This is a genomic window from Shinella sp. GW821-FHT11G07 (genome assembly GCF_058808115.1).
This window is the reverse complement of sequence record NZ_JBXARJ010000010.1, coordinates 65707-82143: the sequence shown is the minus strand read 5'-3', so window position 1 is coordinate 82143 and position 16437 is coordinate 65707. Positions and strand designations below refer to the sequence as shown.

The following is a 16437-nucleotide window of genomic DNA, read 5'->3' as shown; positions in this document are numbered from 1 at the left end:
CGGCCTGCGTGTGGAGGGCAATTGTCCGCCACCACGAAGGACCGTGATTGGCATTGAAGACGACGCAGCATACACCCGCGTACTGATTTGTCCCAGCCTCTTGACTTCAGCACTTCGTGAACGCACATGCCGGCGCATGAAAGCGTCAGAAGCAGAAATCCTCATCGTTCCCGGCTACACCAACTCCGGGCCCGACCACTGGCAGAGCCGCTGGCAGTCCAGGCTCGGCTCGGCGCGCCGCGTCGAGCAGGCGGAATGGGCAAAGCCCGTGCGCGAAGACTGGGTAAAACGGGTGATCGAGGAAGTGGCGGCCGCAACGAAGCCGGTCGTGCTCGTCGCGCATTCGCTGGGTGTCGCGACCGCGATCCATGCCGCGCCCCATCTCGGCAACAAGGTCGCCGGCGCCTTCCTCGTCGCGCCGCCGGATGTTGCCAACCCGGAAATCCGCCCCAAGCACCTGATGACCTTCGGCCCCTATCCGCGCGAGCCGCTGCCGTTCCCCTCCCTCGTCGTGGCGAGCCGCAACGATCCGTTTGGGACCTATGAGCATGCCGACGACATCGCGGCCGCCTGGGGCTCGCTGCTGCTCGACGCGGGCGAAGCCGGGCACATCAACACCGAGTCCGGGCATGGCCCCTGGCCGGAAGGCACGATGGTGTTCGCGCAGTTCCTCAGCCGCCTGAAGGCGCCCGAGTAGGCCTTTCCGGCTTTTGTTATTAAGAAGAACTTCATAGAAATCCTGCACGCTGCGGCTGTTGAGTTCATTGCAGGCGCCGCGTTTCATGGCCAAACCGTCCGGTTCGACCTTCACTGCCGTGCGAGAAACGGAGAGCAAACCGTTTTATCGTCGGCTTTTCGCGCGTTCCGGCTTTGGTTTCGCCGCTCTGGATGCGGAAGGCCGCATCATAGATGCCAATGCGAGCCTGCTCTCCGCCTTCAATGCCACCGCGCTCTCGCAATTGCCGTCCTTCGAGGCATGCGTCTCTCCCAAGGATCGTTCCGTCCTCGCCTTCGCCATGCGACGCGATGCTTTCGAACAGGCCCCCTGGGAAATCCGGCTGAAGCGCCTAGATGGCGAGGAATTCTGGGTGCTCGCCTCCTTCATCGTGCCACCGTGCCTTCCGGGCGAAGACATCACGCCCGCGCTGATCGTTCAGACGATCGATATCGATGAGCGCAAGCGCAACACGCTCGAATTGGCGGAACGCGAAAGCCGCTGGAATCACGCGCTCGAATCCGCCGGCCAGGGTGTATGGGACCACGATTTTGCGCGTGGCGATCTCTTCTATTCCCGCCAGTGGCGCACCATCCGCGGCCTGCAGCCGAACGACCCGATCGATGCGTCGCTGGAAACCTGGATCCAGACCGTGCATCCGGATGACCGGGCACATGTTCTCGCCGAAATCGCCAGGCAGGAAAGCGGTGCAGCCTCCTTCAACGTCTTCAGCTACCGCGAAAGACACAAGGATGGGCACTGGGTCTGGATCGAAAGCCGCGGCGCTGTCGTCGAATACGGCTCCGACGGAAAGCCGAGCCGCATCGCCGGCACCGATACGGATGTCACCGAACGCAAGGAGGCGGAGGAACGCCTCGCCCAGATGTCCCGACGCCTCGAGCTCGCGCTCGGCGTGTCGCGCATCGGTGTGTTCGACGTCAATCTGCGGACCAATGACGTGCGGTGGGACGACCGCATGATCGAGATGTACGGCCTGACCGAAGAGCCCGATGGGGCCAGCTGGGAGCGCGCGCTGCATCCCGAAGACCGGCGCAAGGCGACGGCAAAGGTCGAAGACGGCATCTTCCGCAACCGGGATTTCGCCAACGAATTCCGTATCGTCCGCGGTGACGGCGAAATCCGCCACCTGCGCGGACGCGCTGCGCCCTATGTCGACACGACGGGCGCACCCCGCCTCATCGGCGCGAACTGGGACGTGACGGATGACGTGCGCCTGCAGGAAGAGCTGAAACACGCGAAAGAGCTGGCCGAAGCCCGCAACGACGAGCTGGAAGCCGCCAGGGCACGCATCGAATATATCGCGCTGCACGACCATCTGACTGGCCTGCCGAATCGACGTTATCTGGATGCGGCAATCGAGGAGGCCGCACAGGAGGCACAAAAAACCGGCCAGCGCCTTGCCGTGCTGCACATCGACCTCGATCGTTTCAAGGAGATCAACGACACGCTCGGCCACCTCGCCGGCGACCAGATGCTGGTGCACGCCGCAGGTGTTCTGAACGAGTTGAAAGGCCCCGGTGAATTTGTCGCCCGCATCGGCGGCGACGAATTCGTCTTTCTCTCCACGGGCTCTGCGCGGCGCAATCTCGCAACGCTTGCAGAGGCCATCGTGGCGGCCATGCGCAAGCCGGTCACCTTCAACGGTCATATTTGCCGATTCGGCGCAAGCGTCGGCATTGCCAGCCAATCGGGCAGTGCGGTCGACGCCAAGCAGCTCCTCGTCAATGCCGACCTTGCGCTCTACCGCGCCAAGAATCGCGGCCGCAGCCGGCACGAATTCTTCACCAGCGATTTCCAGGCACAGATCATCGTCAACAAGCAGACCGCCGACGAGATCCTTTCCGGCGTGGAGCAGCGGCGCTTCCTGCCCTATTACCAGCCGCAATTCTGCGCGCGCACGCTGGATATTGTCGGCGTCGAGACTTTGGCGCGCTGGGATCATCCAACGCGCGGCATCCTTGCGCCCGACACGTTTCTCAAGATCGCCGAAGATCTCGATTGCGTGGCGACCATCGACCGGATCGTGCTTGAACGATCGCTCGCCGATTTCGCCGAGTGGCAGACGCTCGGGCTTGGCATCGACAAGATTTCGGCCAACGTCTCGTCAAAGCGCCTGCACGACCCCGAGCTTGGCCGTTCGCTGCGCACGCTCGACATCCAGCCGAAATCGCTGTCCTTCGAGCTTCTGGAATCGATCTTCCTTGATGACTGTGACCGCACGGTGCTGGAAAACCTTGCCGAGATGCGCAAGCTCGGCATCGATATCGAGATCGACGACTTCGGCACCGGCCATGCCTCAATCATCAGCCTGATGAAGCTGAGCCCACGCCGCCTGAAGATCGATCGCCAGCTTGTGAAGCCCGTCAGCCGCTCGCCCGGCCAACGCAAGCTCATCGGCACCATTATCGAGATCGGCCGGTCCCTGAACATCGAGGTGGTGGCCGAAGGCGTCGAGACGCCCGCCCATGTCGCCATCATGCGCGATCTCGGCTGCGATATCCTGCAAGGCTACGCGCTTGCCCGCCCCATGCCCGCGCATGCCGTGCCGGACTTTGTGCACCGGCAGGAATGGCGCGCGCACGGTGGCGCGGTGCGGGACCTGCAGAACGAAGTGCGCCGGGCCATCAACCGCTAAACTGAAAAAGCCGCCCGGCAGGACCGGACGGCTTTCAAAAGCGAAAAATCTCGCTGCGATCAGTTGGCTTCGAGCTGCGCGATGGCGACGGCAAGAAGTTCCAGCATCTGAACGCGGATCTCGTCTTCGCTGCGGGCAACGCCGGCGGCGTCGAAATCGGCCTTGACCTTGCGCACGACATCCTCGTGGCCGACTTCTTCGAAATCGGCGGCGACGACTTCCTTCGCGTACGCGTCCGCATCACCATCCGTCTTGCCGAGCAGACCAGCGGCCCATAGGCCAACCAGCTTGTTGCGGCGAGCCTCGGCCCTGAAGCGCAGTTCCTCGTCGAGAGCGAACTTGGCCTCGAACGCCTTTTCCCGATCCTGCATATTGGTCATCCTTTGACTCCCGTAGATTCTTTTTCCCAATGGGGTTTTCCAAGCCCATAAATCAAAACGACGGCAAAAGTGCAATGCGAACTTTTGTCCGGCCGGACTTCCCGGAGCGGCCGGAAATCGGGGGATCGGGTGTAACGCCGATTGTTAAAGTGCGGCAATTCGTTTATGGAGCCGGGAACGAACGACACCTGCGCGAGCCCCAAGCGCGCCAACAAAGAGAAAAATCCATGAACCGTCGCCGCCGTATCTACGAGGGCAAGGCCAAGATTCTCTATGAGGGCCCCGAGCCTGGCACACTGATCCAGTTCTTCAAGGACGATGCGACCGCATTCAACAAGAAGAAACATGCGGTCATCGACGGCAAGGGCGTGCTGAACAACCGTATTTCCGAATACGTCTTCACGCAGCTCAACAAGATGGGAATTCCGACCCACTTCATCCGCCGCCTCAACATGCGCGAGCAGCTGATCAAGGAAGTCGAGATCATTCCGCTCGAAGTGGTCGTGCGCAATGTCGCTGCCGGCTCGCTCTCGAAGCGCCTCGGCATCGAGGAAGGCACCGTGCTGCCGCGCTCGATCATCGAATTCTATTTCAAGGCCGATGCGCTCGAAGACCCGATGGTCTCCGAAGAGCATATCACCGCCTTTGGCTGGGCGAGCCCGCAGGAACTCGACGACATCATGGCGCTCGCCATCCGCGTCAACGACTTCCTCTCCGGCCTGTTCCTCGGCGTCGGCATCCAGCTCGTCGATTTCAAGATCGAGTGCGGCCGGCTTTATGAAGGCGACATGATGCGTATCATCATCGCCGACGAGATTTCGCCGGACAGCTGCCGCCTGTGGGACATCGCCACCCAGGAGAAGATGGACAAGGACCGCTTCCGCCGCGATATGGGCGGTCTGGTCGAGGCCTATCAGGAAGTTGCCCGCCGCCTTGGCATCATCAACGAGAACGAGCCCGTGCGCGGCACCGGCCCGGTTCTGGTGAAGTAACCCTTCACCGGCCGGCTGACACTATTTGGTTTGAAGAGGAAGACATGATCAAGGCACGCGTAACAGTGACGCTCAAGAACGGTGTTCTGGACCCGCAGGGCAAGGCGATCGAAGGCGCGCTCGGCAGCCTCGGCTTCGAGGGCGTCGGCGCTATCCGCCAGGGCAAGGTTTTCGACCTCGAGCTTCAGACCGCCGACCGCGCGAAGGCGGAAGCCGACCTCAAGGCGATGTGCGACAAGCTTCTCGCCAACACGGTAATCGAGAACTATACTATCGCCCTCTCTTAATGGTTGAGGAGGCGGCGATGGCTACGGTTGATGCTGATCTTGTCTATGAAATACTGAAGCGTATTCAGACGGACATTGTCCTGTGCAAGGAAGGTCAACGCGACCTACGTCAGGACAACCTCTCCATACGCAACCAGATTCACAGCATGCAGGGCGACATCAACAGCCTTCACGGGGCCTTCGCTCAAATGGACCAGCGTCTCGACCGTATCGAAAACCGCCTCGAATTGCGTGAACTCGCCGAGGCCAAAGGCAAGGTTTGAACCACACCCATGAAGTCCGCCGTCGTCCAGCTCCCCGGCCTCAACCGTGACCGCGACATGATCGCGGCGCTGACCAAGATTTCCGGCACCGCACCGGTCACCGTCTGGCAGACGGAAACGGATCTGCCGGATGTCGACCTCATCGTCATCCCGGGCGGTTTCTCGTACGGCGATTACCTGCGTTGCGGCGCGATTGCCGCGCGCATGCCGGTCATGCAGGCGATCAAGGCCAAGGCCGAAGCCGGCGTGAAGGTTCTGGGTGTGTGCAACGGTTTCCAGATCCTGCTCGAAGCGGGCCTGCTGCCGGGCGCGCTGATGCGCAATGCCTCGCTGAAATTCGTCTGCCGCGAAGTGAAGCTGGAAGTGGCCAATGCCGAGACCGACTTCACCCGCGCCTATGACAAGGGCCAGATCATCCGCTGCCCGGTCGCCCATCACGACGGCAACTTCTTTGCCGATGCCGAGACGCTGGCAACCATCGAAGGCAACGGCCAGGTCGTGTTCCGCTACGCGGACGGCACCAACCCGAACGGCTCGCTCAACGACATTGCCGGCGTGATGAACGCCAAGGGCAACGTGCTGGGCTTGATGCCGCATCCGGAAAACCTCATCGAGGCCGCGCATGGCGGTTCCGATGGCCGCGGCCTGTTCGCGTCGGTGCTCGACGTAATCGCCGCTTAACCAGCCGTTGCTATCAAGGGCGCATGTCCATCCCCGAAAGGCTTTTCATGCGCCCTCTCCTCTCCGCCAAGCTTGTCCTGCCGCTCATCGCCGTTGCGGCTCTGGCGGCCTGCCAGACGAAGACACCGGCGCCGAAGGCCAATGGCGCGGCGCTGCCGACCATGGAGCGCATCGCGCTCGGCGCAAATGCCTGCTGGTTCAAATCGGGCGACCCGGCCTTCAAGGCCTACCGCCTGGCACCGGAGTTGAACTCCTTCTCCGGTCGCCCGCGCATTCTCGTCGTGCATCGCAATTCGCCCGAATCACGCCCGCTGCTCGTCGTGCACGCGGAGGGCAATCCGGCAAGACTCGAGGCCTTCGGTCCGTTGATGAGCGAAGCCGTCAGTGCGCGCATCGCGACCGACGTCAAGCGTTGGGCCGCCGGCGGCAAGGGCTGCTGAGCCTCAATCCCAGTAGAATGATTTCCTGACTTCCCGCCGCGCTTCGCTGCGGGTTATGCCGATATCGCACAATTGCTCCTCGGTCATTTCCACCAGCGCATGGCGCGTGCGGCGCCTGATGGCCCAGGCATGGCAGACAAGCCATGCCCGATGGAGCGTTGCGCCTAGGGAGCGGCGACTTCTGACGTCGCTCGCGACGAAAATTGTATCAATTGCCATGGTGCCTTCTCCTGAAATGCCACTGGGAGCGTGACAATCGGTGCATTCAGGAAATAATTGACTCCACGAACGGTGCAATATAAGAATTGCCACCATGACAAATTGGCTTCCTGATCTTCAGGCCTCCGATGGCCCACTTTATGTCCGTATCGCCGACCAGATCGAGCGCGCGATCAACACCGGTGCGCTCGCCTCCGGAGCCAAGCTGCCGCCCCAGCGCAACCTCGCCTATGACATCGGCGTCACCATCGGCACCGTCAGCCGTGCCTACAGCATGGTTCGAGAGCGCGGCCTCGTCAGCGGCGAAGTCGGCCGCGGCACTTATGTGCTTGGAACGCCGGAAAACGATAACCCCGCTGGCATCGATCCGATCAGCGCCAGATTGGTCGGCACCCGCGCGGCGAATGCACCGCCCGGCAAGCTGCGCTTCGATACGACGGCGGCAACCGATATCGGGCAATCCGTCGCCGTCACCGACATTCTCGCGGCGATTTGCCGGGAGCAGCCGAACGAGATCGCCAGCTACACACGCAATTTTCCGCGCCACTGGCTGGAAGCGGGCCAGCGCTGGCTGGGAAGCGGCAGCTGGCAACCGAGCATCGACAGCATCGTACCCACCCTCGGCGCACATGCGGCCATTATCGCCGCCGTTTCCGTCATCACCTCGCCCGGCGACCGCATCGTCTTCGAACACGTCACCTATTCGCAGATCAGCCGCGGCACCGCCCTGCTCGGCCGCCAGACGGCACTCGTCGAGTCCGATGCTTACGGCGTGATTCCAGAGGATTTCGAGCGCGTCTGCGTGCAGCAGCACCCCAAGGCCGCCTTCCTGATGAGCACGGCGCAAAACCCGACGCTTGCCATCATGCCGGAGGATCGCCGCCGCGCGATTGTCGCCATCGCCAAGCGACACAATGTCTGGCTGATAGAGGACAATCTCTACGGCGCCACCGTGGACAATGGCATTCCCCTGCTCGCCGAAATCGCGCCGGACCGGACCTTTCTCGTCGGCGGCCTGTCGAAGAGCGTTGCGGCCGGCGTTCGTGGCGGCTGGGTCGCCTGCCCGCCCCATCTGGCGCAACGCGTCCGCATCGCCCACAAGATGGTAAGCGGCGGCCTGCCGTTCCTGCTTGCGGAACTCGCTGCCCGTCTCGTGCTGTCAGGCACGGCGGATACAATTCGCAGCGCCGTTGCGGATGAGGTGCAGGCGCGCGAAGCCGTTGCGCGAGACATCTTCGCCGGGCTCGACTTCGCCTCGCACCCCCGCGTGCCGTTCCTCTGGCTGAAGCTGCCTGATCCCTGGCTGTCCGGCACCTTCCGGCAGGCCGCCTTCGCGGAAGACATCCTCATCGACGACGAGGACGAGTTCAAGGCCGGTCGCTCGGAGAAGACCTTCCACCGCGTCCGCATCGGCTTTTCACCACCTGTCGACCGCGCCGATGTCGTCACCGGGCTGGCGCGGCTGCGTCGCCTGCTCGAACACGGCCCGACGGGCTATGACAGCCCGGCCTGAAGCCCCGCTCTGCTGTGGTTTCCGGTCATTTTCCTGTCGCACTGCACGGCAGCATAGGTTAAAGAGACCCCAATCCTGCCCTCCACGACAAGACGAGCGACGATGACCATTTCGAACACCCGCCCGATCACCCCGGAGCTGATTGCTGCCCATGGGCTCAAGCCGGATGAATACGATCGCATCCTCTCGCTGATCGGCCGCGAGCCGACCTATACCGAACTCGGCATCTTCTCGGCCATGTGGAACGAGCACTGCTCGTACAAGTCCTCCAAGCGCTGGCTGCGCACGCTGCCGACCAAGGGTCCGCGCGTTATCCAGGGTCCGGGCGAAAATGCTGGCGTGGTCGACATCGACGACGGCGACTGCGTCGTCTTCAAGATGGAGAGCCACAACCACCCGTCCTATATCGAGCCCTACCAGGGCGCGGCAACGGGCGTCGGTGGCATCCTGCGCGACGTCTTCACCATGGGTGCGCGCCCGGTCGCAGCGATGAACGCGCTGCGCTTCGGCGCGCCGGATCATCCGAAGACCCGCCATCTCGTCTCGGGCGTCGTCGCTGGTGTGGGCGGCTACGGCAACTCCTTCGGCGTGCCGACGGTCGGCGGCGAAGTCGAGTTCGACGAGCGCTACAACGGCAACATCCTCGTCAACGCCTTTGCAGCCGGCCTTGCAAAATCCAACGCGATCTTCCTGTCGGAAGCCAAGGGCGTCGGTCTGCCGGTCGTCTATCTCGGCGCCAAGACTGGCCGCGACGGTGTCGGCGGCGCGACCATGGCGTCCGCCGAATTCGACGAATCGATCGAAGAGAAGCGTCCCACCGTACAGGTCGGCGACCCCTTCACCGAAAAGTGCCTGCTGGAAGCCTGCCTTGAACTGATGCAGACCGGCGCCGTCATCGCCATCCAGGACATGGGTGCGGCCGGCCTCACCTGCTCCGCCGTCGAAATGGGTGCCAAGGGGGACCTCGGCATCGAGCTGAACCTCGATCTCGTGCCGGTGCGCGAAGAGCAGATGACCGCTTATGAGATGATGCTGTCGGAAAGCCAGGAGCGCATGCTCATGGTGCTCGAGCCCGCCAAGGAAGAGGTCGCCAAGGCGATCTTCGTCAAGTGGGGCCTCGCCTTCGCGATCGTCGGCTACACGACGGACGACCTGCGTTTCCGCATCCTGCATCAGGGCGAGGAAGTCGCAAACCTGCCGATCAAGGACCTGGGCGACCAGGCGCCGGAATATGACCGCCCGTGGCGCGAGCCCGGCAAGCCCGCTCCCCTGCCGGCCAATCTGGTCGCAGAGCCGAGCGACTATGCCCAGGCCGTGCTGGAACTCGTCGGTTCGCCGAACCAGTCGAGCCGCCGCTGGGTCTATGAACAGTATGACACGCTGATCCAGGGCAACTCGCTGCAGATCCCCGGCGGCGATGCCGGCGTCGTGCGCGTCGAAGGCCATGCCACCAAGGCGCTCGCTTTCTCCTCCGACGTGACCCCGCGTTATGTCGAGGCCGACCCGTTCGAAGGCGGCAAGCAGGCTGTCGCCGAATGCTGGCGCAACATCACGGCGACCGGCGCCGAGCCGCTTGCCTCCACCGACAACCTGAACTTCGGCAATCCGGAAAAGCCGGAAATCATGGGCCAGTTCGTCAAGGCGATCCAGGGTATCGGCGAAGCCTGCCGCGCGCTCGATTTCCCGATCGTCTCCGGTAACGTCTCGCTCTACAACGAGACGAACGGTATCGCGATCCTGCCGACGCCCACCATTGCCGGCGTCGGCCTCTTGCCCGACTGGTCCGTCATGGCCAAGATCGGCGGCGCGAAGGACGGCGACCAGCTGATCCTCATCGGCGTCGACGGCAGCCATCTCGGCCAGTCCGTCTACCTGCGCGACGTGCTCGGCCTCATCGACGGCCCGGCGCCGGAAGTCGACCTGCACGCAGAACGCCGCAATGGCGATTTCGTCCGCTCGGCCATCCGCAACAGCCAGGTCACGGCCTGCCATGACATTTCCTCGGGCGGCCTCGCGGTCGCCCTTGCCGAAATGGCCATGTCGTCCGGCAAGGGCGCGACGGTCGATCTTTCGGGCTCGAACGGCCCGGCCCATGCGCTGCTTTTCGGCGAAGACCAGGCCCGCTACGTGCTGGCCGTTCCGGCCGATCTCGCCAACTTCCTCTGCGCCAACGCGGAAGGTGCGGGCGTGCCGTTCCGCCGTCTCGGCTCGGTCGGGGGTGACAATCTCGTCGTGGGTGACCTTCTGTCGGTCTCTATTGAACAATTGCGCAACACCCATGAATCATGGTTCCCTGACTTCATGGATGGCAACGGCACCGCCGCTGCCGCCGCGGAATAAAGATAAGGGAGCAGTCCGTATGCCTATGTCACCCGGCGACATCGAAGACCTGATCAAATCCGGCATTCCCGGAGCAAAGGTGGTCATCCGTGATCTGGCCGGCGACGGGGATCACTATGCGGCCGAGGTCGTCGCGGAAGCCTTCCGCGGCAAGACCCGCGTGCAGCAGCATCAGATGGTCTATGATGCGTTGAAGGGCAATATGGGGGGTGTTCTGCACGCCCTTGCCCTCCAAACCTCGATCCCGGACTGAGCCGCCATGGCCGGCCTCCTTGATGAACTCGTCTCAGGCGTGGTCGACGCAGCCCTGAAAGAGGTGCTGAAGAAGACCGGCGTGCGCAAGACAACGACCAAGCGCACGCGCCGCAGGACAACGACGCGCAAGAAGGCCTCCGGCGGCATCCTCGGCGATATCCTTGAAGCGGCGCTGAAGCCGGCGACAAAAAAGCCGGCCCGGCGGCCGCGCAAGCAGGTCAGCCGCCGACGCACGGCGGCAAGCCGCTCGCGCCAGCGCAGCCGGTAAATCGAGGCGCGGCGATCGCGCAACAGCCCTCGAAATCGTAAGGCTACCCCTTGCATTTTTTCTGAGGGCCTTCTGGCATTTCTCACCCGGGGTTGTTATCTAGGGCGAACGGTTTATCGCATCGGCCCTTGAAGCCGATTTGCTAGGGAAGACTGCAATGAGCGGCATCAACGATTTCATCGCCAACGAAGTGAAGACCAACGACGTCGTCCTGTTCCTCAAGGGCACGCCGGAATTCCCGCAGTGTGGGTTCTCGGGTCAGGTCGTACAGATCCTCGATTATGTGGGTGTGGACTATAAGGGCATCAACGTGCTCGCCGACGCCGACATCCGCCAGGGCATCAAGGATTATTCCAACTGGCCGACCATCCCGCAGCTTTATGTGAAGGGTGAATTCGTGGGCGGTTGCGACATCGTGCGCGAGATGTTCCAGTCGGGCGAATTGCAGTCGCACCTTCAGGAACAGGGCATTTCGATTAAGGGCGCTGCCTGACGCTTTACGGTCTTCCGACCTCAAGCTTTTCAAAGGCGCCGCACCCCAGCGGCGCCTTATCTCTTTCATGGAATATAGTTATTATGTCTGCACTTACCCCTGAAGCTGCCCAGCGCCTCAATGGCATGGGCAAGATAGAGTTCATTGCGCTCATGGCGTTGCTGATGGCGCTCAATGCGCTGGCCATTGACATCATGCTGCCCGGCCTCCAGGAAATCGGCGCCAGCCTCGGCGTCGAGAACGAGAACCACCGGCAATATGTCATCTCGGCCTATCTGATCGGCTTTGCCTTCGCACAGCTGCTCTACGGCCCGGTTTCCGACCGGTTCGGCCGTCGTGCGCCGATGTTTTTCGGCCTCGCCGTCTATATCGTGTCGTCGCTTGCCGTCGTCTTCGTGCCGAGCTTCGCTGGACTGCTGGTCTTGCGGTTCGTCCAGGGCATCGGCTCTGCAGCGATGCGCGTCATCACCATCTCGATTGTGCGTGACATTTTCGGCGGCCGTGCGATGGCGGAAGTCATGTCGTTGATCATGATGGTGTTCATGGTCGTGCCGGTGCTCGCGCCGGGCACGGGCCAGATCGTCATGCTGTTCGGTGACTGGCACCTGATCTTCGTCTTCATGGCGGTCATGGCCGCGGCCATCTGGGCCTGGATGTATGTCCGCCTGCCGGAAACCCTGCACCCCGACGACGTACGCCCCTTCACGGTGCGCTCGGTTCTCGAAGGCTTCCGCATCGTTCTGACCGACCGCGTGGCGCTCTGCTACACCTTGGCGAGCACCTTCATTTTCGGGGCGCTGTTCGGCTTCATCAACTCGGCGCAGCAGATCTATGTCGGCATCTATGGGCTCGGCGTATGGTTCCCCGTCGCCTTCGCCGGTGTCGCGGCCTTCATGGCGCTGTCGTCCTTCGTGAATGCGAAGCTCGTCGGCCGGTTCGGCATGCGGCGGCTGTCGCATGGGGCGCTGGTCGGCTTCCTCGCCGTCAACGCATTGTGGCTCGTGCTGACGCTCCTCTGGCCGGGACATGTGCCCTTCGCGATCTTCATCGTGCTGTTCGCACTGTCGATGTTCCAGTTCGGCTGGATCGGCTCGAACTTCAACTCGCTCGCCATGGAGCCGCTCGGCCACGTCGCCGGCACGGCCTCCTCGGTGCTTGGCTTCATGGGCACCGCCGGCGGCACGATCATCGGTGCGATCATCGGCCAGTCCTTCAACGGCACGGCGCTGCCGCTGGTCATGGGTTTCTTCGTACTCTCGATCATCGGCCTGATCTTCGTGCTGATCGCCGAACGCGGAAAGCTGTTCCAACCGCATAACAAGGCGGTCTGACGGCAGCACCGGACGCTTCCACCGTCATGGTCGGGCTTGGCCCGACCATCCATGCCGCGCGTGCAGGTGGATCCTCGGGTCAAGCCCGAGGATGACGAGAAGCGAAGTGAGTGTTCCTAAACAAAAAGGCCCGGATGCATCCGCATCCGGGCCTTTTTCTTTGGTGATCGAAACGTGTCAGTCCACGAAGACGTCGCGGCGCAGCATTTCCCAGCTGTCCTTGTCCGGCGCGACCAGCAGGCCACCCTCGACATGGTGCGGCTTGTAGGCGGAGCCGTCGAAACGCGCGGCATAAGCGCCGGCTTCCTGGGCGATCAGCGTGCCGGCCAGATGATCCCAGGGCATCAGCTTGTTGTACATCAGGTAGTGCAGATGGCCGCCGGCAAAGGTGCGGTATTCGTGCGCTGCGCAGCGATAGTTCGAGACGAAGGCGACCTGCGCGAGGTTCGCCAGGATGCGGGCGCGGCGATCGCGATCAAGGAAGCTGGTGGAGGCCATGCCGGTCATCGCTTCGAGCGGGGCAGCACCCCGCGCCTTCAGCCTGACGGCCGGGCGGTGATCGCCGGTCTGCCAGGCGCCGCCACCCTTTTCCGCCATCACGAAATCATCGCCCATCGGGTCGTAGATGATGCCGCCGACCGTCTCGCCGCCGGAGACGATCGCCGCCATGACGCCGAACAGCGGCACGCCGGACGCGAAATTGAAAGTGCCGTCGATCGGATCGACGACGATGGCGGTTTCCGCATCGCCGAGCTTGGACAGAAGCGCCGGATCAGCCGCGACCGACTCCTCGCCGACGAACAGCACGCCCGGAAACTGCGCGGCCACCTCGCGCTTGATGAAACGCTCCGCCGCTTCGTCGGCAACCGTCACGAGGTCGTTCGCGTCGGCCTTGGTGTGGACGTCGCCTTTTGCAAGTGCGCGAAAGCGCGGGCGAATTTCGGCTTCGGCCGCCTGTGCAAGCACAAGCGCCAGGGCATTGATGTCAATCGTCGTCGTCATTCGTGTCTTACCGTTTCGAGGGAGGAGAAATCGAAAAGTTTTGGATCGAGAAGATGGGACGGATTGGTGTGGCCGAGCGCGCGCAGCATGGTATCTTTGCGGCCCGGCATGCGCGTTTCGATATCCGCCAGCATCGCCTTCATCGCATTGCGCTGGAGGCCGTCCTGCGAGCCGCAGAGGTCGCAGGGAATGATCGGGAACTGCATGGCGCTGGCGAATTTTGCGAGATCGTCTTCCGCCGCATAGGCAAGCGGACGCAGCACCATCAGGTCGCCTTCGTCGTTCAGGAGCTTCGGCGGCATGGCGGCCAGCCGCCCGCCATGGAAGAAGTTCATGAAGAAGGTTTCTAGAATATCCTCCCGGTGGTGGCCGAGCACCAGCGCATCACAGCCCTCCTCCCGGGCGATGCGATAGAGATTGCCGCGCCGCAGCCGCGAGCACAGCGAACAATAGGTCGCCCCCGCCGGCACCTTTTCCTTCACGATGGAATAGGTGTCTCGGTATTCGACGCGGTGTTTGATGCCGATCGATTTCAGGTATTCCGGCAGGATGTGCTTTGGAAAATTCGGCTGGCCCTGGTCGAGATTGCAGGCAATCAGTTCGACCGGCAGCAGGCCGCGCCATTGCAGGTCCATCAAAAGCGCAAGCAGGCCGTAGCTGTCCTTGCCGCCGGAGACGCCGACGAGCCAGCGCTTCTGGCCCTTCAGCATGGCGAAATCGTCCATCGCCTGCCGCACCTGCCGGAGCAGGCGCTTGCGTAGCTTGTTGAACGACACGCTGGAGGGTGCATCCGCAAAGAGCGGATGACGACCATCGTCCGGTGTGTCGTCGTCGGGTTCAGCGATTGCCAGGGTCATCGGTGCCGTCATGGGCCTGCAATGCCCCGAACCGGCCGCACAATCAAGCCCCGAAGACCGACCATCCGGTGCGCGCCGCCAGCATTTCCAGCGCCAGCGAACCGAGAAGCGAGTTGCCGTTGTCGTTGAGGCCGGGCGACCAGACCGCGACCGAGGCTTTTCCGGGCGCCACGGCCAGAATACCGCCGCCCACGCCGCTCTTGCCCGGCAGGCCGACGCGGTAGGCAAAATCGCCCGATCCGTCATAGTGGCCGCAAGTCAGCATCAGCGCGTTGATACGCCGCGCCCGCATATGCGAGACGACGCGGTGACCGGTCAGCGGATTGGTGCCGCTATTGGCGAGGAACAGCCCCGCCTTGGCAAGCTGCCGGCAGCTCATCGCCAGCGCGCATTGATGGAAATAGACGCCAAGCACCAGCTCGGCCGCGTGATCGAGCTTGCCGAAGGAGCGCATGAAATTGGCGAGCGCGAAATTGCGGAAGCCCGTCGCCTGCTCGGAGCGCGCCACGGCCTGGTCGATGATGATATCGTCTTCGTCCGCCAGGTAGCGCAGGAAGCGCACGATCTCGCCGATCGCCTCCTTCGGGGTGTGGCCGGCGAGCACGAGGTCGGTAATGGCGATCGCGCCGGCATTGATGAAGGGATTGCGTGGAATGCCGCCTTCCTGCTCGAGCTGGACGATGGAGTTGAACGCCGAGCCGGACGGCTCGCGTCCCACACGCTTCCAGATCGCCTCGCCGTGTTTGCCGAGCGCCAGCGTGAGCGTGAAGACCTTCGAGATACTCTGGATGGAAAAGGCTTCTTCCGCGTCGCCGACGAGATGCACGTCACCATCGACCGTCACCACCGCCATGCCGAATTTTTGGGGATCGACATGGGCAAGCTGCGGAATGTAGTTCGCCACCCTACCCTCGCCGCGCCGTGGCGAAAGGTTTGCGTGGATGTCTTCGATGATGGCCTGAAGATCCATAAGCAGTTCCCCAAAGAAAAAGCCGCCAATCTCTTGGCGGCTTTTCCAGATTGCGCAAGGCGTCGTCGCGATTAACGCGAGTAGAATTCGACGACCAGGTGCGGTTCCATGACGACGGCGTACGGCACGTCGGAGAGAACCGGGATGCGAACGAAGGTCGCGACCATCTTGTTGTGATCGACTTCGATGTAATCCGGAACGTCGCGTTCAGCGAGGCCAACGGATTCAAGAACCGTGACGAGCTGCTTGGACTTTTCCTTGACTTCGATGACGTCGCCCGGCTTGCAACGGTAGGAACCGATGTTGACGCGGACGCCGTTGACCTTGACGTGGCCGTGGTTGACGAACTGACGGGCAGCGAAGACCGTCGGAACGAACTTGGCGCGGTAGACGATCGCGTCGAGGCGCGATTCGAGCAGACCGATCAGGTTTTCCGGGGTGTCGCCCTTGCGGCGTTCAGCTTCAGCGAAGATCGCGCGGAACTGCTTCTCGCGGATATCGCCATAGTAGCCCTTCAGCTTCTGCTTGGCGCGGAGCTGAACACCGAAGTCCGAAAGCTTGGACTTGCGGCGCTGGCCGTGCTGGCCCGGGCCGTATTCGCGGCGGTTGACCGGGGACTTCGGACGGCCCCAGATGTTTTCGCCCATACGGCGGTCGATTTTGTACTTGGATGCAGCGCGCTTGCTCATCGCATTTCCTCTTAGTCTTGTTATACCCGCCCGTTGCCGGGCCGGCTGAAGGAAACACGCCCTCCTCTGAACCTTTTCGAGGTTCC

General features: G+C 62.7%; 19 protein-coding genes. 13 read left to right on the top strand and 6 right to left on the bottom strand.

Annotated elements, in window-relative coordinates:
• Positions 1 to 136 precede the first annotated feature (136 nt).
• Together AC1RT2_RS19975 and AC1RT2_RS19970 are read left to right on the top strand one after the other, a co-directional pair.
• Positions 137 to 697 carry an RBBP9/YdeN family alpha/beta hydrolase gene (locus AC1RT2_RS19975; protein WP_069058959.1) on the top strand — a complete coding sequence of 187 codons (561 nt, stop codon included), beginning with the start codon at positions 137 to 139 and terminating at the stop codon, positions 695 to 697.
• 85 nt (positions 698 to 782) lie between these two features.
• Positions 783 to 3371, top strand: coding sequence for a sensor domain-containing protein (locus AC1RT2_RS19970; protein WP_493104698.1), 2589 nt, complete (start codon positions 783 to 785; stop codon positions 3369 to 3371).
• Positions 3372 to 3430: 59 nt separating this feature from the next.
• Here the strand turns inward: AC1RT2_RS19970 and AC1RT2_RS19965 are convergent, their stop codons facing one another.
• Entirely contained in the window at positions 3431 to 3751 is a 321-nt protein-coding gene (locus AC1RT2_RS19965) for a DUF1476 domain-containing protein (protein ID WP_069058961.1), read from the bottom strand.
• Between the two features lie 227 nt (positions 3752 to 3978).
• On the opposite strand from AC1RT2_RS19965, the gene purC reads away from it, so the two are divergent.
• Genes purC through AC1RT2_RS19940 form a run of 5 tightly spaced genes read left to right on the top strand, consistent with a single transcriptional unit; the run spans position 3979 to position 6414 of the window.
• The gene (gene purC, locus AC1RT2_RS19960; RefSeq protein WP_069058962.1) at positions 3979 to 4743 is read left to right on the top strand and encodes a phosphoribosylaminoimidazolesuccinocarboxamide synthase; all 765 of its coding nucleotides are present in this window, start codon (positions 3979 to 3981) and stop codon (positions 4741 to 4743) included.
• Positions 4744 to 4787: 44 nt separating this feature from the next.
• On the top strand, positions 4788 to 5030 hold the full coding sequence (gene purS, locus AC1RT2_RS19955) for a phosphoribosylformylglycinamidine synthase subunit PurS (RefSeq protein ID WP_069058963.1): 243 nt from the start codon (positions 4788 to 4790) through the stop codon (positions 5028 to 5030).
• Positions 5031 to 5047: 17 nt separating this feature from the next.
• Positions 5048 to 5293, top strand: a complete 246-nt coding sequence (locus tag AC1RT2_RS19950; RefSeq protein ID WP_493104695.1) for a hypothetical protein — start codon at positions 5048 to 5050, stop codon at positions 5291 to 5293.
• Between the two features lie 9 nt (positions 5294 to 5302).
• Positions 5303 to 5974: a phosphoribosylformylglycinamidine synthase subunit PurQ gene (gene purQ, locus AC1RT2_RS19945; RefSeq protein ID WP_493104693.1), complete on the top strand. Its 672-nt coding sequence runs from the start codon at positions 5303 to 5305 to the stop codon at positions 5972 to 5974.
• A gap of 47 nt (positions 5975 to 6021) precedes the next feature.
• Positions 6022 to 6414 carry a hypothetical protein gene (locus tag AC1RT2_RS19940; RefSeq protein WP_069061421.1) on the top strand — a complete coding sequence of 131 codons (393 nt, stop codon included), beginning with the start codon at positions 6022 to 6024 and terminating at the stop codon, positions 6412 to 6414.
• A gap of 3 nt (positions 6415 to 6417) precedes the next feature.
• Here the strand turns inward: AC1RT2_RS19940 and AC1RT2_RS19935 are convergent, their stop codons facing one another.
• Complete coding sequence (locus tag AC1RT2_RS19935; RefSeq protein WP_493104691.1) at positions 6418 to 6633, bottom strand: DUF1127 domain-containing protein; 216 nt, start codon at positions 6631 to 6633, stop codon at positions 6418 to 6420.
• Between the two features lie 94 nt (positions 6634 to 6727).
• Here AC1RT2_RS19935 and AC1RT2_RS19930 point away from each other — a divergent pair, with 94 nt between their 5' ends.
• The 6 genes from AC1RT2_RS19930 to AC1RT2_RS19905 all read left to right on the top strand — a co-directional run bounded on the left by AC1RT2_RS19930 (position 6728) and on the right by AC1RT2_RS19905 (position 12833).
• A complete protein-coding gene (locus AC1RT2_RS19930; protein WP_493104689.1) occupies positions 6728 to 8146 on the top strand; it encodes an aminotransferase-like domain-containing protein in 1419 nt (472 codons plus the stop codon).
• 102 nt (positions 8147 to 8248) lie between these two features.
• Positions 8249 to 10486, top strand: coding sequence for a phosphoribosylformylglycinamidine synthase subunit PurL (gene purL, locus AC1RT2_RS19925; RefSeq protein WP_493104687.1), 2238 nt, complete (start codon positions 8249 to 8251; stop codon positions 10484 to 10486).
• Between the two features lie 19 nt (positions 10487 to 10505).
• Complete coding sequence (locus AC1RT2_RS19920) at positions 10506 to 10739, top strand: BolA/IbaG family iron-sulfur metabolism protein (RefSeq protein WP_069058968.1); 234 nt, start codon at positions 10506 to 10508, stop codon at positions 10737 to 10739.
• Between the two features lie 6 nt (positions 10740 to 10745).
• A complete protein-coding gene (locus AC1RT2_RS19915) occupies positions 10746 to 11009 on the top strand; it encodes a hypothetical protein (RefSeq protein ID WP_493104685.1) in 264 nt (87 codons plus the stop codon).
• A gap of 157 nt (positions 11010 to 11166) precedes the next feature.
• Positions 11167 to 11502, top strand: coding sequence for a Grx4 family monothiol glutaredoxin (gene grxD, locus AC1RT2_RS19910; RefSeq protein WP_069058971.1), 336 nt, complete (start codon positions 11167 to 11169; stop codon positions 11500 to 11502).
• A 125-nt stretch (positions 11503 to 11627) separates the two neighbouring features.
• Positions 11628 to 12833: a multidrug effflux MFS transporter gene (locus AC1RT2_RS19905; protein WP_493104960.1), complete on the top strand. Its 1206-nt coding sequence runs from the start codon at positions 11628 to 11630 to the stop codon at positions 12831 to 12833.
• A gap of 177 nt (positions 12834 to 13010) precedes the next feature.
• On the opposite strand, the gene AC1RT2_RS19900 is transcribed toward AC1RT2_RS19905, so the two are convergent.
• The 4 genes from AC1RT2_RS19900 to rpsD form a co-directional block, all read right to left on the bottom strand.
• Positions 13011 to 13835: an inositol monophosphatase family protein gene (locus tag AC1RT2_RS19900; protein WP_493104684.1), complete on the bottom strand. Its 825-nt coding sequence runs from the start codon at positions 13833 to 13835 to the stop codon at positions 13011 to 13013.
• Positions 13832 to 14692 (bottom strand): tRNA 2-thiocytidine(32) synthetase TtcA, encoded by an 861-nt coding sequence (gene ttcA / locus AC1RT2_RS19895; RefSeq protein ID WP_493104682.1) that lies wholly within the window; start codon positions 14690 to 14692, stop codon positions 13832 to 13834. Before ttcA ends, AC1RT2_RS19900 begins: the two co-directional genes overlap by 4 nt.
• Positions 14693 to 14735: 43 nt before the next feature.
• Complete coding sequence (locus AC1RT2_RS19890) at positions 14736 to 15662, bottom strand: glutaminase (RefSeq protein WP_069058974.1); 927 nt, start codon at positions 15660 to 15662, stop codon at positions 14736 to 14738.
• A 71-nt stretch (positions 15663 to 15733) separates the two neighbouring features.
• Complete coding sequence (rpsD, locus tag AC1RT2_RS19885; RefSeq protein WP_069058975.1) at positions 15734 to 16351, bottom strand: 30S ribosomal protein S4; 618 nt, start codon at positions 16349 to 16351, stop codon at positions 15734 to 15736.
• Between the last annotated feature and the right edge of the window lie 86 nt (positions 16352 to 16437).

Bases quoted from the DNA above. Each gene is read 5' to 3' on its own strand.
- AC1RT2_RS19975 (WP_069058959.1), top strand. From the start codon at position 137: ATGAAAGCGTCAGAAGCAGAAATCCTCATCGTTCCCGGCTACACCAAC.
- AC1RT2_RS19970 (WP_493104698.1), top strand. From the start codon at position 783: ATGGCCAAACCGTCCGGTTCGACCTTCACTGCCGTGCGAGAAACGGAG.
- AC1RT2_RS19965 (WP_069058961.1), bottom strand. From the start codon at position 3,751: ATGACCAATATGCAGGATCGGGAAAAGGCGTTCGAGGCCAAGTTCGCT.
- purC (WP_069058962.1), top strand. From the start codon at position 3,979: ATGAACCGTCGCCGCCGTATCTACGAGGGCAAGGCCAAGATTCTCTAT.
- purS (WP_069058963.1), top strand. From the start codon at position 4,788: ATGATCAAGGCACGCGTAACAGTGACGCTCAAGAACGGTGTTCTGGAC.
- AC1RT2_RS19950 (WP_493104695.1), top strand. From the start codon at position 5,048: ATGGCTACGGTTGATGCTGATCTTGTCTATGAAATACTGAAGCGTATT.
- purQ (WP_493104693.1), top strand. From the start codon at position 5,303: ATGAAGTCCGCCGTCGTCCAGCTCCCCGGCCTCAACCGTGACCGCGAC.
- AC1RT2_RS19940 (WP_069061421.1), top strand. From the start codon at position 6,022: ATGCGCCCTCTCCTCTCCGCCAAGCTTGTCCTGCCGCTCATCGCCGTT.
- AC1RT2_RS19935 (WP_493104691.1), bottom strand. From the start codon at position 6,633: ATGGCAATTGATACAATTTTCGTCGCGAGCGACGTCAGAAGTCGCCGC.
- AC1RT2_RS19930 (WP_493104689.1), top strand. From the start codon at position 6,728: ATGACAAATTGGCTTCCTGATCTTCAGGCCTCCGATGGCCCACTTTAT.
- purL (WP_493104687.1), top strand. From the start codon at position 8,249: ATGACCATTTCGAACACCCGCCCGATCACCCCGGAGCTGATTGCTGCC.
- AC1RT2_RS19920 (WP_069058968.1), top strand. From the start codon at position 10,506: ATGCCTATGTCACCCGGCGACATCGAAGACCTGATCAAATCCGGCATT.
- AC1RT2_RS19915 (WP_493104685.1), top strand. From the start codon at position 10,746: ATGGCCGGCCTCCTTGATGAACTCGTCTCAGGCGTGGTCGACGCAGCC.
- grxD (WP_069058971.1), top strand. From the start codon at position 11,167: ATGAGCGGCATCAACGATTTCATCGCCAACGAAGTGAAGACCAACGAC.
- AC1RT2_RS19905 (WP_493104960.1), top strand. From the start codon at position 11,628: ATGGGCAAGATAGAGTTCATTGCGCTCATGGCGTTGCTGATGGCGCTC.
- AC1RT2_RS19900 (WP_493104684.1), bottom strand. From the start codon at position 13,835: ATGACGACGACGATTGACATCAATGCCCTGGCGCTTGTGCTTGCACAG.
- ttcA (WP_493104682.1), bottom strand. From the start codon at position 14,692: ATGACCCTGGCAATCGCTGAACCCGACGACGACACACCGGACGATGGT.
- AC1RT2_RS19890 (WP_069058974.1), bottom strand. From the start codon at position 15,662: ATGGATCTTCAGGCCATCATCGAAGACATCCACGCAAACCTTTCGCCA.
- rpsD (WP_069058975.1), bottom strand. From the start codon at position 16,351: ATGAGCAAGCGCGCTGCATCCAAGTACAAAATCGACCGCCGTATGGGC.